Origin of the sequence: Nocardioides salarius, from assembly GCF_016907435.1 — a bacterium.
In the GTDB taxonomy this organism is placed as follows: Bacteria; Actinomycetota; Actinomycetes; order Propionibacteriales; family Nocardioidaceae; genus Nocardioides; species Nocardioides salarius.
This window is the reverse complement of sequence record NZ_JAFBBZ010000001.1, coordinates 4095958-4115993: the sequence shown is the minus strand read 5'-3', so window position 1 is coordinate 4115993 and position 20036 is coordinate 4095958. Positions and strand designations below refer to the sequence as shown.

General features: G+C 71.5%; 15 protein-coding genes and 1 tRNA gene. 3 read left to right on the top strand and 13 right to left on the bottom strand.

Annotated features, from left to right (window positions below; all coding sequences use genetic code 11):
- Nucleotides 1–60 precede the first annotated feature (60 nt).
- Nucleotides 61–1422, top strand: coding sequence for an ABC transporter substrate-binding protein (locus JOE61_RS19755; RefSeq protein ID WP_204797321.1), 1362 nt, complete (start codon nucleotides 61–63; stop codon nucleotides 1420–1422).
- 213 nt (nucleotides 1423–1635) lie between these two features.
- Here the strand turns inward: JOE61_RS19755 and JOE61_RS19750 are convergent, their stop codons facing one another.
- From JOE61_RS19750 to JOE61_RS19730, 5 genes are all read right to left on the bottom strand, one after another.
- Nucleotides 1636–2418 carry an ABC transporter ATP-binding protein gene (locus JOE61_RS19750; RefSeq protein ID WP_193670269.1) on the bottom strand — a complete coding sequence of 261 codons (783 nt, stop codon included), beginning with the start codon at nucleotides 2416–2418 and terminating at the stop codon, nucleotides 1636–1638.
- The gene (locus JOE61_RS19745; protein WP_193670268.1) at nucleotides 2415–3428 is read right to left on the bottom strand and encodes an ABC transporter ATP-binding protein; all 1014 of its coding nucleotides are present in this window, start codon (nucleotides 3426–3428) and stop codon (nucleotides 2415–2417) included. The genes JOE61_RS19750 and JOE61_RS19745 overlap by 4 nt, the downstream gene beginning before the upstream one ends.
- Nucleotides 3421–4617 carry a branched-chain amino acid ABC transporter permease gene (locus JOE61_RS19740; protein ID WP_193670267.1) on the bottom strand — a complete coding sequence of 399 codons (1197 nt, stop codon included), beginning with the start codon at nucleotides 4615–4617 and terminating at the stop codon, nucleotides 3421–3423. Before JOE61_RS19740 ends, JOE61_RS19745 begins: the two co-directional genes overlap by 8 nt.
- A gap of 14 nt (nucleotides 4618–4631) precedes the next feature.
- Nucleotides 4632–5930: a branched-chain amino acid ABC transporter permease gene (locus JOE61_RS19735; RefSeq protein WP_193670266.1), complete on the bottom strand. Its 1299-nt coding sequence runs from the start codon at nucleotides 5928–5930 to the stop codon at nucleotides 4632–4634.
- Nucleotides 5931–6143: 213 nt separating this feature from the next.
- Nucleotides 6144–6779 (bottom strand): ANTAR domain-containing response regulator, encoded by a 636-nt coding sequence (locus tag JOE61_RS19730; protein WP_193670265.1) that lies wholly within the window; start codon nucleotides 6777–6779, stop codon nucleotides 6144–6146.
- 69 nt (nucleotides 6780–6848) lie between these two features.
- Between JOE61_RS19730 and JOE61_RS19725 the strand changes: the two genes are divergently transcribed.
- Together JOE61_RS19725 and JOE61_RS19720 are read left to right on the top strand one after the other, a co-directional pair.
- Nucleotides 6849–6931: transfer RNA gene (locus JOE61_RS19725), tRNA-Leu, on the top strand.
- Between the two features lie 66 nt (nucleotides 6932–6997).
- Nucleotides 6998–7777: a helix-turn-helix domain-containing protein gene (locus JOE61_RS19720; RefSeq protein ID WP_193670264.1), complete on the top strand. Its 780-nt coding sequence runs from the start codon at nucleotides 6998–7000 to the stop codon at nucleotides 7775–7777.
- A 12-nt stretch (nucleotides 7778–7789) separates the two neighbouring features.
- On the opposite strand, the gene pyk is transcribed toward JOE61_RS19720, so the two are convergent.
- The 8 genes from pyk to trpC form a co-directional block, all read right to left on the bottom strand.
- Nucleotides 7790–9247, bottom strand: coding sequence for a pyruvate kinase (gene pyk, locus JOE61_RS19715; RefSeq protein ID WP_193670263.1), 1458 nt, complete (start codon nucleotides 9245–9247; stop codon nucleotides 7790–7792).
- Nucleotides 9248–9338: 91 nt separating this feature from the next.
- Nucleotides 9339–10805, bottom strand: a complete 1467-nt coding sequence (locus JOE61_RS19710) for a glutamate synthase subunit beta (RefSeq protein WP_193670262.1) — start codon at nucleotides 10803–10805, stop codon at nucleotides 9339–9341.
- Nucleotides 10798–15369 (bottom strand): glutamate synthase large subunit, encoded by a 4572-nt coding sequence (gltB, locus tag JOE61_RS19705; RefSeq protein WP_193670261.1) that lies wholly within the window; start codon nucleotides 15367–15369, stop codon nucleotides 10798–10800. Before gltB ends, JOE61_RS19710 begins: the two co-directional genes overlap by 8 nt.
- Nucleotides 15370–15565: 196 nt before the next feature.
- The gene (gene lgt, locus JOE61_RS19700; RefSeq protein WP_193670260.1) at nucleotides 15566–16462 is read right to left on the bottom strand and encodes a prolipoprotein diacylglyceryl transferase; all 897 of its coding nucleotides are present in this window, start codon (nucleotides 16460–16462) and stop codon (nucleotides 15566–15568) included.
- 2 nt (nucleotides 16463–16464) lie between these two features.
- On the bottom strand, nucleotides 16465–17094 hold the full coding sequence (locus JOE61_RS19695) for an SCO family protein (RefSeq protein ID WP_307823114.1): 630 nt from the start codon (nucleotides 17092–17094) through the stop codon (nucleotides 16465–16467).
- A complete protein-coding gene (trpA, locus tag JOE61_RS19690; protein ID WP_193670259.1) occupies nucleotides 17087–17926 on the bottom strand; it encodes a tryptophan synthase subunit alpha in 840 nt (279 codons plus the stop codon). The genes JOE61_RS19695 and trpA overlap by 8 nt, the downstream gene beginning before the upstream one ends.
- Nucleotides 17923–19215 carry a tryptophan synthase subunit beta gene (trpB, locus tag JOE61_RS19685; RefSeq protein ID WP_193670258.1) on the bottom strand — a complete coding sequence of 431 codons (1293 nt, stop codon included), beginning with the start codon at nucleotides 19213–19215 and terminating at the stop codon, nucleotides 17923–17925. Before trpB ends, trpA begins: the two co-directional genes overlap by 4 nt.
- On the bottom strand, nucleotides 19212–19994 hold the full coding sequence (gene trpC / locus JOE61_RS19680) for an indole-3-glycerol phosphate synthase TrpC (RefSeq protein WP_193670257.1): 783 nt from the start codon (nucleotides 19992–19994) through the stop codon (nucleotides 19212–19214). Before trpC ends, trpB begins: the two co-directional genes overlap by 4 nt.
- Between the last annotated feature and the right edge of the window lie 42 nt (nucleotides 19995–20036).

The window sequence follows — 20036 nt, the reverse complement described above, 5'->3', positions numbered from 1 at the left end:
CAGACCTCCGGGGGTCGGGCACCGGTGAAGGCACCAACACCTGAGGAAAGGGTTCACCACGTGAATCGATCGACCACATCCCACTGGGTCAAGCTCATGGCCGGCACCGCCGCGCTCGGCCTGGTGCTGACCGCCTGCGGTTCGGAGGACTCCGAGCCCGAGGCCACTGACAACGAGCCCACCAGCGAGTCGAGCGAGTCGCCGGCGCCCGCCGACGACGAGTTCACCAACGACGAGTGCGCCGACGGCTCCTCGAACGCCGACACGTTCAAGGCCGGCGGCATCCTGCCGCTGACCGGCAACCTCGCGTTCCTCGGCCCGCCCGAGGTCGCCGGCGTCGGCATGGCCGTCTCCGACATCAACGCCGCCGGCGGCGTCAACGGCGCCCAGGCGTGCCACCAGATCGAGGACTCCGGTGACACCACCGACCTGTCCATCAGCACCGCCTCGGCGCGCAAGCTGATCCAGGACGAGGCCTCGGTCGTCATCGGCGCCGCGTCCTCCAGCGTCTCGCTGAACTTCGTGGACCGCCTCACCGCCGCCAAGGTCACCCAGGTCTCCCCCGCGAACACCGCGGTCGACCTGAGCGGCTACAGCGACTTCTACTTCCGCACCGCCCCGCCGGACGGCATCCAGGGCAACGCCCTCGGTTCGCTGATCTCCTCCGACGGCTTCCAGAAGATCGCCTTCATCGTCTTCTCCGACACCTACGGCACCGGCCTGCGTGACGTGGTCCAGGAGACCGTCGAGGCCGGCGGTGGCGAGTGCACCTACGGCTGCAAGGGCGACGGCGACGAGTTCCCGGCCGGTCAGACGACCTTCTCCTCCGAGGTCTCGGCTGCCACCAACTCCAACCCCGACGCCATCGTGATCCTCGCGTTCGACGAGACGAAGGCCATCGTGCCCGAGCTCGCCTCGACCGGGTGGGACATGTCGGCGACGTACTTCTCCGACGGCAACACCGCCGACTACTCGGAGGACTTCGAGTCGGGCACCCTGACCGGCGCCCAGGGCACCATCCCCGGTGCCGACGCGGCCCAGGACTTCAAGGACCGCCTGATCGCCTGGAACGAGTTCGCCTTCGGTGACGGCCTGACCGACTTCGCCTACGCGGCCGAGTCGTACGACGCCACCATCCTCGCGGCCCTGGCCGCCTACAAGGGCGGTGCGACCGACTCCGAGACGGTGCAGCAGAACTTCGCTGCGGTCTCCGGCGCCACCGACGGCGAGGAGTGCACCTCCTACGCCGACTGCACCGCCATGCTCGACGAGGGCAACGAGATCCGCTACGTCGGTCCCTCGGGCATCGGTCCCATCGACGAGGAGAACGACCCGTCCTCCGCGTTCGTCGGGATCTACACCTTCAACGACGACAACAAGAACGAGCTGACCGCCACGGTCGAGGGCCAGAAGCAGTCCTGACCCCCTGACGCTCGTCGACGAGGGCCCCGCACCGATCCTGGTGCGGGGCCCTTCGCCGTTCCCCCGGGGCGCGACGAGACGGTGGACGGGCGTCGCCTCGGACGACCACCGGCACACGCTGCCACCGGCACACGCTGTCACCCGGACATGCGTACGGCCCCGGACCACCAGGTCCGGGGCCGTGCGGCGTACGTCGCGCAGGTGGCGGCGTGGCTACTCCTTGCCGACCTCCTTGGCCAGCGTGCCCAGGTAGAGCTCGATGACCTTGGGGTCGTTGGCCAGCTCACGACCGCCGCCGGTGTAGGCGTCGCGTCCCTGGTCGAGGACGTAGCCGCGGTCGCAGACCTGCAGGCAGCGACGGGCGTTCTGCTCGACCATCACCACGCACACGCCGGTCTTGTTGATCTGGCGGGTGCGGATGAACGTCTCGTCCTGGCGCACCGGCGAGAGGCCGGCCGACGGCTCGTCGAGCAGCAGCACGGACGGCTCCATCATCAGCGCGCGAGCCATCGCCAGCGACTGACGCTCACCGCCCGACAGCGCACCGGCGCTGCGGTCCTTGCGCTCGTGCAGGTTGGGGAACAGGTCCCACATCGCGTCGAGGCGCTCCCGCAGCTTCTTGGGACGCAGGAAGAGCCCCATCCGCAGGTTCTCCTGGATGGACAGCGACGGGAAGACGTTCTCCGTCTGCGGCACGAAGCCCACGCCCATCTGGACCAGCTGGTTGGCGCGCATGTTGGTGATGTCGCGCTCACCCAGGTGCACGCTGCCGGAGTGGATCTTCACCAGCCCGAACATCGCCTTGAGCAGGGTGGACTTGCCGGCACCGTTGGGGCCGATGATGCCGATCATCTCGCCGGGGTAGGCGGTCAGGCTGCACCCGTTGAGGATGTTGACGCCCGGCAGGTAGCCGGCGACCAGGTCCTTGGCCTCGACCACGGGCCGCGAGCCGGCCGGGACGCCCGGCGGCAGCTCGGCGTTCGTCTGGGTGGTCATCGCTTCCCCTTCTCCGCGTCCCGTCGGGCCGCCTCTTCCTCGTCGGCCTCGTGGTGCAGCTCCTTGACGACCTCGTCGCTGAGCAGGTCGTCGTCACCCAGGTCGGTGTCGTGGTGCGCACCGAGGTAGGCGTCGATCACCGCGGGGTTGGCCATCACGGTGTCGGCCGGGCCCTCGGCGACGATGCGGCCCTCGGCCATCACCACGACCCAGTCGGAGATGTGCTGCACGACGTGCATGTCGTGCTCGACGAAGAGCACGGTCATGCCCTCGTCGCGCAGGCTCTGGATGTGGCCGAGCAGCGACTGGGTCAGCGCCGGGTTCACCCCGGCCATCGGCTCGTCGAGCATGATCATGGTCGGGTCGGTCATCAGCGCCCGGGCCATCTCGAGGAGCTTGCGCTGGCCGCCGGAGAGGCTGCCCGCGTAGTCGTCCTTCTTCTCCAGCAGCTTGAAGCGGGCCAGCAGCTCCTCGGCCTTGGCCCGCACCTCGCCCTCCTGGGAGTGCCACAGCGGCCTGAACATGGCCTTGGCCAGGCTCTCGCCGGTCTGGTCCTTGGCGCCCAGCATCATGTTGTCCATCACCGTCATCCGGCTCAGCGCCTTGGTGAGCTGGAAGGTGCGCACCATGCCGGCCTTGGCCACCTTGGGCGCCGAGGTCTTGTCGAGCTTGGCCCCGTTGAAGGACCAGTGCGCGCCCTTGCCGGCCGACGACGGCTTGTCGAAGCCCGTGATGAGGTTGAAGAACGTCGTCTTGCCGGCACCGTTGGGCCCGATCAGCGCGGTGATGAGGCCGCGCTGGACCTCGAGGTGCTCGACGTCGACGGCCGTGATGCCACCGAAGTGCCGGGTGATGCGGTCGACGGTCAGGATCGGCTCGGGCTTGGCCGCTCCCGGCTCCTGGACCACGCCCGCCATCAGTGCGCGACGCGCGGCGGGGTCGGCCAGGTCGCCCTGGCCGGCGGTCGTCGTGGTCCCGCTCGGGGTGCTCGGGGTCGTGGGCTCAGACATGGAAACGCAGCTCTCTCTTGTTGCCGAGGATGCCTTGTGGTCGGAAGATCACCAACAGGACCAGTGCCACGCCGACGACGACGTAGGAGAACTGCTCGGTCTGCTGGGTGCTCATGATGCTGTTGGGCACGTAGGCGCCGGACAGCTCGCGGACCAGGATGCGGGCGGAGAAGAAGATGATCGAGCCGAGCACCGGGCCGAAGATCGTGGCGGCGCCACCGAGCAGCAGCGCGGTGTAGGCGAAGAAGGTCAGCTGGCGCCCCATCGAGTCGGCCTGCACGGAGCCGGTCAGCACGTAGACCATGCCGCCGAGGGCGCCGAACATGCCACCGATGATCAGGGCCTGCATCTTGATGGCGAAGACGTTCTTGCCGAGGCTGCGCATCGCCTCCTCGTCCTCGCGGATGCCGCGCAGGAGTCGGCCCCAGGGGCTGCGCACCAGCAGGAAGACGATGACGCAGGAGACGCCCACCAGGGACCAGGCCACCACCCGGACCCACCAGCCGTCCACGCTGGTGCGCGGCTCGCTCTGGGGGAAGGAGAAGAACAGCGCCAGGAACAGCACGACGCTGAGCGCGGCGATCACGAGCTTGGGCGTGGCCGTCGTGCCCACCTTCGGCGGCTCGCCGTCGGCCGCCTTGGCCCGCTTGGCCACCACGACGATGCCCGCGATCGCGGCCACGGCGACCAGGAGGCCGACCACGCGCAGCGCAGCGCCACCGCCGGCGTCGAGGTAGTTCACCGGCAGCAGGTCGAAGCTGCCGCTGCCGAAGAACGACAGGTCCATGAACGGACCCTGGTAGTCCTTGCCGAAGATGCCCTGCGAGCCTCCGGTGAAGTCCTCGAAGGCGGCCAGACGACCGGTGTAGCGGATGATCTCCGCCGCCGAGATCGTCACGATGGCCAGGTAGTCGCCTCGTAGCTTCAGCGTGGGCAGACCCAGGATCAGCGAGAACAGCACCGAGACGACGAGCCCGATGAGCACGGCGACGGCCAGCGGGATGTCGTAGGTGATCGAGATGGCCATGCCGTAGGCCCCGAGCAGCATGTAGCCGGCCTGGCCGATGTTGAGCAGGCCGGTGAAGCCGAAGTGGATGTTGAGGCCGATGACGGCGATGGCGACCGCCGCGGTGTCGGGCGAGATGGCCTCGCCGACCACGGCGTCGAGGATTCCGAGGAACTCGTTCATCTGCAGGCTCCTTCTCAGCCGACTCGGACGGCGCGTCCGAGCAGGCCCTGGGGCCTGACCATCAGCAGCAGGATGAGGATGACCAGCGCCACCGCGTACTTGAGGTCACCGGGAGCGCCCAGCGGACCGGCGAGCTCCACGACGAGACCGATGATGATGGCGCCGACGAAGGCACCGAAGGCGGTGCCCAGGCCGCCCAGCGTCACGGCCGCGAAGAGCAGCAGCAGGATCTGCATGCCGGTGTCCCAGCGGATGCCGTTGCTGACCACCAGCGCGTAGAAGACGCCGCCGAGACCGGCCAGTGCCGTGGCTGCGATCCACACGAGGCGGATGATGCGGTCGACGTCGATGCCCGAGGCCGCCGCCAGCGCGGGGTTGTCGGAGACCGCGCGGGTGGCCTGGCCGACCCGGGTGCGCAGCAGCACGAAGCCGACGGCAGCGATCGCGACCAGCGCGACGCCCATCGCCACGAAGGACATGTCGGTCATCCGGACGGGGCCGATCTCGACCACGTCGAAGGTGCGCACGACGACCTTCTGCTGCGAGGCGCCGACGAAGAACTGGAAGGCGTACTGCGCCGCGAGCGCCAGACCGATCGTCACGATCATCATCTGGGTCAGGCCCAGTCCACGCCGTCGCAGTGGTTGCCACATCAGCCGGTCCTGCACGTAGCCCGTCGCGCCGCAGATGATGGTGGTGAGCAGGATGCCCACCCACAGGTTCATGCCCGCGACGTTGACCAGGCCGTAGGCGACCATGCCGCCCAGCGTCACCTGCTCGGCGTGGGAGAAGCTGGACAGGCCGGTGGTGCCGTAGATCAGGGAGAGTCCGACCGAGGCGAGCGCGAGCAGCAGCCCCAGCCGCAGGCCCTGCGCGACGCTCTGGACGATCTGCTCGCCGAACCCGGCGCCGTCGGCGTCGTAGTCGACCGAGCGGACCTCCAGGTCGGGGGCCACGGTGCGGCCGAGCTTGACCGGCACGCGGATGCTGCCGTCGTCCTCCTGGAACCGCGGCGCCGGCGGGATGATCTCGACGTCGTCGGGCAGCGACTCGGGGTCGACGAAGAGGAAGTAGTCGCCCGCCTCGTCCACCTGGAAGCTGTACTTGCCGTCGGGACCGGTGGTGAGCGCGTCGACCTCGGTGCCGGCGTCGTCGCGCAGCACCACGTCGGCGCCCTCGACCGGGTTGGTCCGGTTGCCGACGGTGCCGCTGACGCAGGCGGTCTGGCCGGGCTGCGCCAGGCAGAGGGTCGCCACGCCGGCGCTCGCCGGCGAGGCACCGAGGCCCAGAGCGAGGAGCGGGGCCAGCAGCATGCCCAAGAGGGCACCGACCACGGACGTTCGTCGTCGTAGGCCAGGTGGCCTGGGGCAAGCCTTCACGTGCGATCTCCTCTCGCGCGCCCGGCTGGGCGCCGCCCGGCAGTCTAGGGGCACAGTGAGACCTACCTCACCACAACGGCGTCAACTTCTCGTCGCGTCGTGGCGGGCTTTACCGGCTCGTGACCGAGCCGAGACCAAGAGAGGTGCTCAGCCACCCTGCGGCGACGAGTCCTCGCCGTCGCCGGCGGCGGATCCGGCGACGCCGTGCTCGACGACGCCGTCGGCGACCTGGCGCATCGAGAGCCGCAGGTCCATCGCGGTCTTCTGGATCCAGCGGAAGGCCTCGGGCTCCGAGACCCCCAGCTCGCGCTGCAGCACGCTCTTGGCGCGGTCGACGCTCTTGCGGGTCTCGAGCCGGTCGGTCAGCCCGGCCACCTCGGTCTCCAGCGCCTGCACCTCGGCGAACCGGCTCAGCGCCATCTCGATCGCCGGCACCAGGTCGGTGTGGCTGAACGGCTTGACCAGGTAGGCCATCGCGCCGGCGTCGCGGGCGCGCTCGACCAGCTCTCGCTGGGAGAAGGCCGTCAGCACGATGACCGGCGCGATCCGCTGGCCCGCGATCGCCTCGGCCGCCGCGATCCCGTCGAGGACCGGCATCTTGACGTCGAGGATCACCAGGTCGGGCCGGTGCTCCTGCGCCAGGCGTACGGCGCTCTCGCCGTCGCCGGCCTGGCCCACGACGTCGAAGCCCTCCTCGGCGAGCATCTCGGCGAGGTCCATGCGGATCAGCACCTCGTCCTCGGCGATGACGACGGTGCGGGAGGTCGCGGTCGGGTCAGTCACCCGCCCAGGCTAGCGACGCTCCCGCGTCGCCGCCCGTTCAGGGAGTCGGCTACCCTGACCGCGGCCCAGGCCGGGTTGGCGGAACGGCATACGCGGTGGTCTCAAACACCACTGTCCGCAAGGACTTGTGGGTTCGAATCCCACACCCGGCACCGAGTTCTCGGCCCTGCCATCTCTCGATCCACCGACTGTCGGTGGCAGCGTCCAGCATGAGCGGCATGACGCACGTCCGCCCCGAGAGCACCGTGCGCAGCGCCCTGGCCGCCGGTGCGGCCGGGGTCCCGGATCGGGAGAACGCCCTCATGCACGGGGTCGCCCTCTCCACCATCCGACGCTGGAGGCGGCTGTACCAGCAGGAGGGACGGGCACGCGGGCAGGACCACACGACGGCCCGGTGCCCTCGCTGCGACGGGGGCCGGCTCCACGAGCCGGCCTACGCCGAGCTCCTCGGCTGGTACCTCGGCGACGGGCACATCAGCGCAGGACGTCGAGGAGTCTGGAACCTGCACGTCTTCAACGACGTGAGCTACCCGGATCTCAACGACCGGATCGCCCTGCTGATGACCCTGGTGAAGCCGGGAGGGCGTCCGCACGTGCGGCTCAAGCCCGGGTGCGTCGTGACGACGGTCTCCTGGAAGCACTGGCCGTGCCTGTTCCCACAGCACGGTCCCGGCAAGAAGCACCACCGCGAGATCGCCCTGACCGACTGGCAGCACGACATCGTCGCCCGACGACCGGCGGCCCTCCTGGCGGGCCTGTTCCACTCCGACGGCTGCCGCGTCGCCAACTGGACCCACAAGCTCGTGGCCGGTGAGCTGAAGCGCTACGACTACCCGCGCTGGCAGTTCAGCAACAGGTCGGAGGACATCCTGGGTCTCTGCTGCTGGGCGCTCGACCTGGCGGGCGTGGCGTGGCGCCGGTCGGGGCCGAGCACCGTGAGCGTCTCGACACGCGCCGGGGTCGCCCGGCTCGACGAGCTGGTCGGGCCGAAGACCTGACCGGGGCGGGGCTCAGCCACGGCGGTAGGCCGGGGCCACCTCGTTGATGGCGTCGCCCATCTGGTGGATCCGCAGCGCGTTGGTGGACCCGGGGATGCCCGGGGGCGCACCGGCGATGATCACGACCAGGTCACCCTCGGCGACCCGACCGATCTTCAGCAGCTGCTCGTCGACCTGGCGCACCATCTCGTCGGTGTGCTCGACCTCGACGGTGCGGAACGTCTCCACGCCCCAGGTCAGGGAGAGCTGGGAGCGCACGATGTTCTCGGGCGTGAAGGCCAGCAGGGGCACCCGCCCCCGCAGCCGCGCCATCCGCCGGGCGGTGTCGCCGCTGGTGGTGAAGGCGACGACGTACTTCGCGTCGACGCGCTCCGCGACCTCCGCGGCCGCCTTGGCGATCACGCCGGAGCGCGTGTGCGGGTCCCAGTCGATGGTGGCCACGCCGGAGCCGTTGCTGGCCAGGGCGTGGTTCTCGGTGGAGGTGATGATGCGCGCCATCGTCTCGACGGTGGTGACCGGGTGGTCACCGACGCTGGTCTCGCCCGACAGCATCACCGCGTCGGCGCCGTCGAGCACCGCGTTGGCCACGTCGGAGGCCTCGGCCCGCGTCGGCGCCGGAGCGCTGATCATCGACTCCAGCATCTGGGTGGCGACGATGACGGGCTTGGCGTTGAGCCGCGCCTGCTCGATGATCCGCTTCTGCAGGAAGGGGACGTCCTCGAGGGGGCACTCCACACCCAGGTCACCCCGGGCGACCATGAAGCCGTCGAAGGCCGCGATGATCTCGTCGAGGTTGTCCATCGCCTGCGGCTTCTCGATCTTGGCGATGACGGGGACGAGCACGCCCTCCTCGCGCATGACCGCGCGCACGTCCTCGGCGTCGGCGGCGTCGCGCACGAACGAGAGCGCGACGAAGTCGACGCTGAGGCGCAGCGCGAAGCGCAGGTCCTCGATGTCCTTCTCGGACAGGGCCGGCACGGAGACCGCGACGCCGGGCAGGTTGATGCCCTTGTTGTTGCTGACCTTGCCGCCCACGACGACCCTGCAGCGCACGTCGGTCTCGTCGACCTCGAGCACCTCGAGGCGCACCCGCCCGTCGTCGATCAGCAGCGGGTCGCCCGGGGCCACGTCACCGGGCAGGCCCTTGTACGTCGTCCCGCAGATCTCGCCGTCGCCCGGCACGTCGCGCGTGGTGATCGTCCACTCCGCACCGACCTCGAGCCGCGCCGAGCCCTCGGCGAAGGTCTCGAGCCGGATCTTCGGGCCCTGGAGGTCGGCGAAGATCCCGACGCCGTGGCCGGTCTCGTCGGCGGCCTCGCGCACCAGGCGGTAGGTCTCGGCGTGGTCGGCGTGGCTGCCGTGGCTCATGTTGAGTCGGGCGACGTCCATGCCGGCGCTGACGAGGGCACGGATGCTCTCGCGCGAGGACGTGACGGGACCGAGGGTGCAGACGATCTTGGCTCTACGCACGCGCTCACCCTACCTGGACGTTGGAACGTTCAAACAGGGGTCACCGCAGCGCCGTCCCGTCGGGCCGGAAGCCAGCCCGACGGGACGCGCCTCAGGCCATCAGCGGGCGGTCGGTCGGCTTGACCGGCGCGGGGAGCGCGGTCTCCCCGGTCAGGTAGGCGTCGACGTACGACGCCGCAGCGCGGCCCTCGGCGATCGCCCACACGATGAGCGACTGGCCGCGACCGCAGTCGCCGGCCACGAAGACCCCCGGGCGTGAGGAGGCGTACGACGCGTCGCGCCGCACGTTGCCCCGCTCGTCGAGCTCGAGGTCGAGCTGCTCGACCAGGCCCTCGCGCTCGGGGCCGGTGAAGCCCATCGCGAAGAGCACCAGGTCGGCCGGGATCTCGCGGCTGCTGCCCTCGACCTCGGTCGGGCGCCCGTCCTCCAGGACGACGTCGACGAGCTCGAGGGCGCGCACGTGGCCGTCCTCGTCGCCGATGAAGCGCTTGGTGGACACGGCGTAGACCCGCTCCCCCGCCTCCTCGTGGGCCGAGGAGACCCGGAAGGTCATCGGGTAGGTCGGCCACGGCTGGCCCTCCGGGCGGGTGCCCGGCGGCTCCGGCATGATCTCGAGCTGGGTGATCGAGGCGGCCTTCTGGCGCGTCGAGGTGCCCAGGCAGTCGGCGCCGGTGTCGCCGCCGCCGATGATGACCACGTGCTTGCCCTCGGCGGTGACCTGGCCCTCCACGCTCTCGCCGACCGCGACGCGGTTGGCCTGCGGCAGGAAGTCCATGGCCTGGTGGATGCCGTCCAGCTCACGGCCCTCGACGCCGAGGTCGCGGGCCACGGTCGAGCCGGTGGCCAGCACGACGGCGTCGTACCGGTCGGCCAGGCGCTGCCCGGTCAGGTCGCCACCGACGTCGACGCCGGCGCGGAAGACCGTGCCCTCGCGGCGCATCTGGTCCAGCCGCCGGTCGAGGTGCTTCTTCTCCATCTTGAACTCGGGGATGCCGTAGCGCAGCAGCCCGCCGATCTTGTCGGCGCGCTCGTAGACCGCCACGGTGTGCCCGGCCCGCGTCAGCTGCTGGGCGGCGGCCAGGCCGGCGGGGCCCGAGCCGATCACCGCCACGGTGCGGCCCGAGAGCCACTCCGGCGGCTGGGGCCGCACGGTGCCGGACTCCCACGCCTTGTCGATGATCGAGACCTCGACGTTCTTGATGGTCACCGGGTCCTGGTTGATGCCCAGCACGCAGGCGGTCTCGCAGGGCGCCGGGCAGAGCCGACCGGTGAACTCGGGGAAGTTGTTCGTGGCGTGCAGCCGCTCGATCGCCCCCTCCCAGTCGTCGCGCCAGACCAGGTCGTTCCACTCGGGGATGATGTTGCCCAGCGGGCAGCCCTGGTGGCAGAACGGGATGCCGCAGTCCATGCAGCGTCCGGCCTGCGGGGTGATGATCGGCAGCAGGGCACGGCCGACGCCGTCGGGGTAGACCTCGTTCCAGTCCCCCACCCGCTCCTCGACCGGACGACGGGCCGCGACCTTGCGACCCTCCTTCAGAAAGCCCTTGGGGTCAGCCATGGAGCGCCTCCATCATCGCGTGAGCGGTCTCGTTCTCGTCGAGCCCGTCGGCCTCGGCCTTCGCCTTGGCCTCCAGGGAGATGCGGTAGTCGCGCGGCATCACCTCGGTGAAGCGGGCCAGCGACTGCGACCAGTCGGCCAGCAGCGCCTCGGCGACCTCCGAACCGGTCTCCTCGAGGTGGCTGCGCACCAGCGCCTCGAGCTCCTCGGCGGCCTCGCCCTCGACGGGCACCAGCTCGACGAGCTCACGGTTGACCCGCGCCTCGTCGAGGTCGAGCACCCAGGCCACGCCGCCGGACATGCCGGCCGCGACGTTGCGGCCGGTGGGGCCCAGGACGACCAGGCGGCCGCCGGTCATGTACTCCGCGGCGTGGTCGCCCACGCCCTCGGTGACCACCCGCGCGCCGGAGTTGCGCACGCAGCAGCGCTCGCCGACCCCGCCCCGGATGAAGACCGAGCCCGACGTCGCACCGTAGGCGATCGTGTTGCCGGCAATGGTCTGCTCGGAGGCGGTGAAGGTCGCGGCCCGGTCGGGGCGCACCACGATGCGCCCGCCCGAGAGGCCCTTGCCGACGTAGTCGTTGGCGTCGCCCTCGAGTCGCAGGGTGATGCCCTGCGGCACGAAGGCGCCGAAGGACTGCCCCGCCGAGCCGAGGAAGGTCAGGTCGATGGTGCCGTCGGGCAGGCCCTCGCCGCCGTAGCGCTTGGTGACCTCGTGGCCCAGGATCGTGCCCACCGTGCGGTGCACGTTGCGCACCGCGACCTGGGCCCGCACCGGCTCGCCGCTCTCGAGGGCCGGCTGGGCCAGCGGCACCAGCTCGGTCACGTCGAGCGACCTCTCCAGCCCGTGGTCCTGGCTCTTGGTGCAGCGCAGGTCCTGGTCGGGGAAGGCCGAGGCGTCGGGGCGGTGCAGGATCGGGCTCAGGTCGAGGCCCGCGGCCTTCCAGTGCTCCACCGCCGGGGCCACGTCGAGCACGTCGACCTGGCCGATCGCCTCGTCGAGGCTGCGGAACCCGAGCTCGGCGAGGAGCTCACGCACCTCCTCGGCGATGTAGGTGAAGAAGTTGACGATGTACTCGGCCTTGCCCGAGAACCGCTCGCGCAGCACCGGGTTCTGCGTGGCCACGCCCACCGGGCAGGTGTCGAGGTGGCAGACCCGCATCATGATGCAGCCCGAGACCACCAGCGGCGCGGTGGCGAAGCCGTACTCCTCGGCGCCGAGCAGCGCCGCGACGACCACGTCACGACCGGTCTTGAGCTGGCCGTCGGTCTGCACGACGATGCGGTCGCGCAGCCCGTTGAGCAGCAGCGTCTGCTGGGTCTCGGCCAGGCCGAGCTCCCAGGGCCCGCCGGCGTGCTTGAGCGAGGTCAGCGGCGAGGCGCCGGTGCCGCCGTCGTGGCCGGAGATCAGCACCACGTCGGCGTGCGCCTTCGAGACACCGGTCGCGACCGTGCCGACGCCGACCTCGGAGACCAGCTTGACGTGCACGCGGGCCGCGGGGTTGGCGTTCTTGAGGTCGTGGATCAGCTGCGCCAGGTCCTCGATCGAGTAGATGTCGTGGTGCGGCGGCGGGCTGATCAGGCCCACGCCGGGCGTGCTGTGCCGGGTCTTGGCCACCCACGGGTAGACCTTGTGGCCGGGCAGCTGCCCGCCCTCCCCCGGCTTGGCGCCCTGGGCCATCTTGATCTGGATGTCGTCGGCGTTGGTCAGGTACTCCGACGTCACGCCGAAGCGGCCGCTGGCGACCTGCTTGATCGAGCTGCGCCGCTCGGGGTCGTAGAGCCTCTCGGGGTCCTCGCCGCCCTCGCCGGTGTTCGACTTCGCGCCGAGCCGGTTCATGGCGATGGCCAGGGTCTCGTGCGCCTCGCCGCTGATCGACCCGTAGGACATCGCTCCGGTCGAGAACCGCTTGACGATCTCGGAGACCGGCTCGACCTCCTCGATCGGCACCGGGGCGCGCCCGGCCTGCTCGGCGTCCTTGAAGCGGAACAGCCCGCGCAGGGTCATCAGCCGCTCGGACTGCTCGTCCACGCGCTGGGTGTACTGCTTGAAGACGTCGTAGCGCCCGGTGCGGGTGGAGTGCTGGAGACGGAAGACGGTCTCGGGGTCGAACAGGTGCGGCTCGGCCTCCCCGTTGACGCTGCGGCGCCACTGGTACTCGCCGCCGATCTCGAGCTCGCGGTGACCGGGCATGATGCCGCCGCGCGGGTACGCCGTGCGGTGGCGGCGCGCGACCTCCTCGGCGATGGTGTCGAGCTCGATGCCGCCGAGCTTGGAGGTGGTGCCGGTGAAGTACTTGTCGACCACCGACTGCGAGAGGCCGAGGGCCTCGAAGATCTGCGCGCCGGTGTAGGAGGCGACCGTGGAGACGCCCATCTTCGACATCACCTTCAGCACGCCCTTGCCCAGCGCCTTGACCAGGTTGGCCACGGCCTGCTCGGGCTCGCTGGTGACGTAGTAGCCCTCGCGGGCCAGGTCCTCGGCGGACTCCATGGCCAGGTAGGGGTTCACCGCGGCCGCGCCGTAGCCGACCAGCAGCGCCACGTGGTGGGTCTCGCGCACGTCGCCGGCCTCGACCAGCAGGCCGACCTGGGTGCGGGTCTTCTCGCGCACCAGGTGGTGGTGCACGGCGGCGGTGAGCAGCAGCGACGGGATCGGGGCCAGCTCGGCGGTGGAGTGCCGGTCGGAGAGCACGATGATCCGTGCCCCCTCGGCGATGGCGGCGCTGACCTCGGCGCACACCTCGTCGATGCGCGCGGCCAGCGCGGCGCCGCCGCCCTCGACCTCGTACAGGCCACGGGAGACGTGGGTGATGAAGCCCGGCATGTCGCCGTCCCGGTTGACGTGGCGGATCTTGGCCAGGTCGTCGTTGGAGATCACCGGGAACGGCAGCACGACCTGGCGGCACGAGGCCGGGGTGGGCTCGAGCAGGTTGGACTCGGGCCCGATGGTGCCGCTCAGCGAGGTGACGAGCTCCTCGCGGATCGCGTCGAGGGGCGGGTTGGTGACCTGCGCGAAGAGCTGCGCGAAGTAGTCGAAGAGCAGGCGCGGCTTCTGCGAGAGCGCCGCGATGGGCGTGTCGGTGCCCATCGAGCCGATCGGCTCGGCGCCGGTGTTGGCCATCGGGGTGATGATGACCCGCAGCTCCTCCTCGGTGTAGCCGAAGACCTGCTGGCGCCGGGTGACGCTGGCGTGGGTGTGCACGATGTGCTCGCGCTCGGGGATGTCGTCGAGGTGGATCAGCCCGGCGTGCAGCCACTCCTCGTAGGGGTGCTCCCCCGCGAGGCCGGACTTGACCTCCTCGTCCTCGATGATGCGGTGCTCCTCGGTGTCGACGAGGAACATCCGGCCCGGCTGCAGCCGGCCCTTGCGCACGATCGTGGCGGGGTCGAGGTCGAGCACGCCGACCTCGGAGGCCAGCACCACGAGACCGTCGTCGGTGACCCAGTAGCGCGAGGGGCGCAGGCCGTTGCGGTCGAGCACCGCGCCGATCTGGTCGCCGTCGGTGAAGACGACGCAGGCGGGGCCGTCCCACGGCTCCATCATGCTGGCGTGGAACTCGTAGAAGGCGCGGCGGGCCGCGTCCATCTCGGCGTGGTTCTCCCACGCCTCGGGGATCATCATCAGCACCGAGTGGGGCAGCGAGCGCCCGCCCATGTGCAGCAGCTCGAGCACCTCGTCGAAGGAGGCGGAGTCGGAGGCGCCGTCGGTGACGATCGGGTAGAGCCGCTCGAGGTCGCCGGGGATCAGGTCGGAGTCGAGCAGCGCCTCGCGGGCCCGCATCCAGTTGCGGTTGCCCATCACGGTGTTGATCTCGCCGTTGTGGGCGATGTAGCGGAACGGGTGCGAGAGCGGCCAGCTCGGGAAGGTGTTGGTCGAGAAGCGCGAGTGCACCACGGCCAGCGCCGAGGCGACCCGCGGGTCGACCAGGTCGGGGTAGAACCGGTCGAGCTGGTCGGTGGTCAGCATGCCCTTGTAGGCCAGGGTGCGCGCCGACAGCGAGGGGAAGTAGACGTCGCTCTCGCGCTCGGCGCGCTTGCGCAGGCAGAAGGCCATCCGCTCCAGCGACATGCCGGTGACCCGCTGGGTCGCGCCGGCCACGAAGAGCTGGCGGAAGGTCGGCATCACGCCGAGGGCGGTGGCACCCAGGGTGCTGGGGTCGGTGGGGACCTCGCGCCAGCCGAGGACCGCGAGGCCCTCCTCGGCCGCGATCTCCTCGATGCGGGCGACGGTGGCACCCACGTGCTCGTCGTCACCGGGCAGGAACGCCGTGCCGACGGCGTACGCGCGCTGCGGCGGGAGCTCGATGCCGAGCTCGGCGGTCGCCTCGCGCAGGAACGCGTCGGGCACCTGCATCAGGATGCCGGCGCCGTCGCCGGAGTCGGGCTCGGCGCCCGCGGCACCACGGTGCTCGAGGTTGCGCAGGGCGGTGAGTGCCTGGGCCACGATGTCGTGGCTGGCGACGCCGGTCAGGGTCGCGACGAAGGCCACACCGCACGCGTCGTGCTCGTGGCGGGGGTCGTAGAGCCCTTGGGGCGGCGGGAATGCGTGCTGGTAGGGCACCGGGGTCTCCCGTCGTCGTCGCCGCCGGGGAACGGACCCTGGTCGAGCTGGTCCGGGACCGGCGACTGCGGTGGAGCGGATCTTGAGTCGAGCGCAGGGGACGACATTGGCCCACGCGAAGGCTCAGGCTAGCACCGGTGACCTGGGCGTCCGGCCCGCGCGGTCCCGGTCGCCGCCTGGTGAGACGGGCGCCGCCTCAGGCCGTGGCGTCCTCGACGGGCTCGCGGCCCGGCTCGTAGACCCGCTCCTCCCGATCGGGGTGACGACGGCGCGACCAGGCCAGGAAGGCCACCGCGGCGACGAAGAGCACGATCGAGGTCCAGACGTTGAAGCGCAGCCCGCCCACGTCGGAGAGCTCGACGTCGTCGATGCGCAGCGTCTCGATCCAGCCGCGCCCCAGCGTGTAGAGCGCGACGTAGGCCGCCAGCACCTGGCCGTGGCCGAGCCGGAAGCGCCGGTCGGCCCACACCAGCACGGCGAAGGCGGCCAGGCCCCACAGCGACTCGTAGAGGAAGGTGGGGTGGAAGGTCGTGCCCGGCTCGAAGCTGCGCCCGGGCGGCCAGTTGACCGGGTCGATCTCCAGGCCCCAGGGCAGGTCGGTGGGCCGCCCGTAGAGCTCCTGGTTGAACCAGTTGCCCCAGCGGCCGAGCGCCTGGGCCACGAGCACGCCGGGGGCCATCGCGTCGAGCACCGGCAGCAGCCGGATGCCCTTGAGGCGCGCACCGACGACGACGCCGACCGCGCCCAGCGCGATGCCGCCCCAGATGCCCAGGCCGCCCTTCCAGATGTAGAGGGCCTGCCAGGGGTTGCCGTCCTCGCCGAAGTAGCGGCTCGCGTCGGTGGCGACGTGGTAGGCGCGGGCGCCGACCAGGCCGAAGGGCACCGCCCAGATCGCGAGGTCCTGGATGTCGCCGGCGCGCCCGCCGCGGGCCACCCAGCGGCGCTCGCCGATCCAGATGGCGGCCACGATGCCGGCGATGATGCTCAGCGCGTAGCCGCGCAGCGGCAGCGGGCCGACGTACCAGGTGCCCTCGGAGGGGCTCGGGATCGACAGCGGCAGCACGGGGAGCCCGGCGAGCAGGTCGAGCACCATGCTCAGCCCCTCTCGAGCAGGGCGTGGATGTCGGCGGCGAACTGCGCCGACGACGTCTCCTGGCCCCAGTAGAGCGGGGCGTCGTCGCCGCCGTCGATGGCCACCACCTGGGTGCTGTGGGTGTTGGGGTCGTAGCCGCCGCTGGGCAGGCGGGTGCCGTCGGTGACGCCGATGGCGATCGACTCACCGACCTCCTCGATGTCGTCGAGGTCGCCGGTGAGCCCGGTGAAGTCGGGGTCGATGCGGTCGAGGTAGGAGCGCACCGTCTCGGCGTCGTCGCGGGCCGGGTCGCTGGTCACGAAGACCACCTCGACCTGCTCGCGGTCGGCCTCGTCGAGCCGGGTCATCGCGCTGGCCAGGTTGGTGAGCACCGCCGGGCAGATGTCGGGGCAGCGGGTGTAGCCGAAGAACACCAGCGTCAGGCGCGCGTCGGTGTCGTCGGTCAGCGAGAACGGCTCGCCATCGGTGTCGGTCAGCGGCGTCGAGGAGACGTCGAAGGGCGGGTCGACCACCTGCGCGCTGAGCTGGGCCGTCGAGGCCTCGCTGCCGCCCCCGCAGGCGCTGAGCAGCAGGGCGGCGGCCGCCAGCAGCGGCGCGAGCAGCCGGCGGGTCGAGCGGGTCGTCTCAGGCACGTCGGACGCCCTCCGCGAGGTCGTGGGTCAGCGCGCGCAGGGCCTCGAGGCCGGCGGCGCGGTCGTCGGGGTGGTCGAGCAGGGTGCGCACGAAGGCCGAGCCGACGATGACCGCGTCGGCGTACGACGCCACCTCGGCGGCCTGGTCGCCGTTGCCGACGCCGAGCCCCACGCCGACCGGCAGGTCGAGGCCGGCCTCGGCCACGGCCTGCTTGGTGCGGGCCACGAGGGGGCCGGCCAGGTCGCTGGTGGTCGTGCGTGCGCCGGTCACGCCCATCACGGCGGTGGCGTAGACGAACCCGCGGCTGGCGCGCACGGTCATCGTGACCCGTGCGGGCGTCGAGGACGGCGCCACCAGGAAGATCTTGTCGAGGCCGTGCCGGTCGGCGGCGGCGATCCACTCGGGGGCGAAGTCGGGGGTCAGGTCGGGGGTGATCAGCCCGGCTCCCCCGGCGGCCGCGAGCCCGGCAGCGAACCGCTCGACGCCGTAGCGCTCGACCGGGTTCCAGTAGGTCATCACCACGGTGGGCGTGCCGGTCGCGGCCACGGCCTCGACCGTGCGCAGCACGTCGTCGGTGCGGGCGCCGCGCTCGAGGGCCTGCTGGGCGGCGGCCTGGATGGTGGGGCCGTCCATCACCGGGTCGGAGTAGGGCAGCCCGACCTCGATGACGTCGCAGCCGGCCTCGACCATGACCAGCATCGCGTCGATGCCGCCCTGGACGTCGGGGAAGCCGGCGGGCAGGTAGCCGACCAGGGCCGCGCGGCCCTCCGCGCGCGCGGAGGCGAAGGCGGAGGCGACGGTGCGGTCGGTGCTGCTGGTGGGCGCGCTCATCCGACCGGCTCCTCGGTGATGTCGTCGTCGAGGTCGACCTTGGTCTCGCCGAGGCCGAAGTACTCGATCGCGGTGCCCATGTCCTTGTCGCCGCGCCCGGAGAGGCTGATCAGCACGGTGGCCTCGGGGCCCTTCTCGACCGCGAGCCGCTCCCCGACGCGGATCGCGCCCGCGACGGCGTGGGCCGTCTCGATCGCCGGGATGATCCCCTCGGTGCGGCTCAGCAGCGCCATCGCGCTCATCGCCTCGTCGTCGGTCACCGGCAGGTACGTCGCCCGCCCGGTCGCGGCGAGGTGGGCGTGCTGCGGGCCCACGCCGGGGTAGTCCAGCCCGGCGCTGATCGAGTGCGACTCGAGCGTCTGGCCGTCGGCGTCCTGCAGCACGTAGGTGCGGGCGCCGTGCAGCACGCCCCGGTCGGCGGCGTGGATGGTCGCGGCGTGGCGCGGGGTGTCCACGCCCTCGCCGCCGGGCTCGAAGCCGTAGATCGCTACGTCGTCGTCGAGGAACGCGGTGAACAGCCCGATCGCGTTGGAGCCGCCGCCGACGCAGGCCGCGATCGCGTCGGGCAGCACGCCGTACTGCTCGAGGCACTGGGCGCGGGACTCGTCGCCGATGCCGCGGGTGAAGTCGCGCACCATGCTCGGGAACGGGTGCGGTCCTGCGGCGGTGCCGAAGAGGTAGGCGGTGTGGTCGACCGAGGCGACCCAGTCGCGCAGCGCCTCGTTGATGGCGTCCTTGAGGGTGGCGCTGCCCGACTCCACCGGGATCACCTCGGCGCCCAGCAGGTGCATCCGAGCCACGTTGAGCGCCTGGCGGCGGGTGTCGACCGCGCCCATGTAGACGGTGCAGTCGAGCCCGAAGTACGCCGCCGCGGTCGCGCTCGCGACGCCGTGCTGGCCGGCCCCGGTCTCGGCGATGACCCGCTGCTTGCCCATCCGCTTGGTCAGCAGCGCCTGGCCCAGCACGTTGCGGATCTTGTGGGCGCCGGTGTGGTTGAGGTCCTCGCGCTTGAGCAGCACCCGGCACCCGACCTGCTCGCTGAGGCGGGTGGCGTGGAAGAGCGGGCTGGGCAGGCCGGCGTAGTCGCGCAGCACGTGCTCGAACTCCCCCACGAAGGCGGGGTCGGCCATCGCGCCGGTCCAGGCCTCGGTGAGCTCGTCGAGCGCGGCGATCAGCGCCTCGGGCATGAAGCGCCCGCCCCAGCCCTCCTCGGGCCCGCCGAACCAGCCCTGCGCGTCGGCGTCGAAGCGACCCGAGGACGGGGGGACGGGGCTGCTGGTGGTGCTCATGCCTGGACTCCTGTCATGGCGGCGACGGCGGCGCGGGGGTCGCCGTCCTTGACGAGCGCCTCGCCGACGAGCACCGCGCGGGCGCCCTCGCCGACGTGGCGACGGACGTCGTCGACGCCGACGACGCCGGACTCGGCGACCTTGACCACGTCGTCGGGGACCTGCGGGGCCAGCCGGGCGAAGGTGGCCGGGTCGATCTCGAGGGTCTTGAGGTTGCGAGCGTTGACGCCGACCAGCGGCGCCCCCAGGGCGACCGCGCGCTCGGTCTCGGCCTCGTCGTGCACCTCGACCAGCGCGGTCAGCCCCAGCTCACCCGCCAGGTCGTGCAGCCGGCGCAGGTCGTCGTCGTCGAGGGCGGCCACGATCAGCAGCGCCAGGTCGGCGCCGGCGGCCCGGGCCTCCCAGAGCTGGTAGTCGGTGACGATGAAGTCCTTGCGCAGCAGCGGGGTGTCCACCGCGGCGCGCACCGCGCGCAGGTCAGCCAGCGACCCGCCGAAGCGCCGCTGCTCGGTCAGCACGCTGATCGCGGCCGCGCCCCCGGCGGCGTACTCGCGGGCCAGGACCGTGGGGTCGGGGATGTCGGCGAGGGCGCCCTTGCTCGGGCTCCTGCGCTTGACCTCGGCGATGACGCTCGAGCCGGGGGCGCGCAGGTGCGGCATCGGGTCGCGCGGCGCGTCGACGTCGGCGAGCGCGGCACGCAGGTCGCTCAGCGACGTGGTGGCCTGGCGCTCGGCGAGGTCGACCCGGACGCCGGCGACGATGTCGTCGAGGACGGACACGGGGACTCCTGGAACGGTGGTGGGGACGACCCGAGTCTGTCA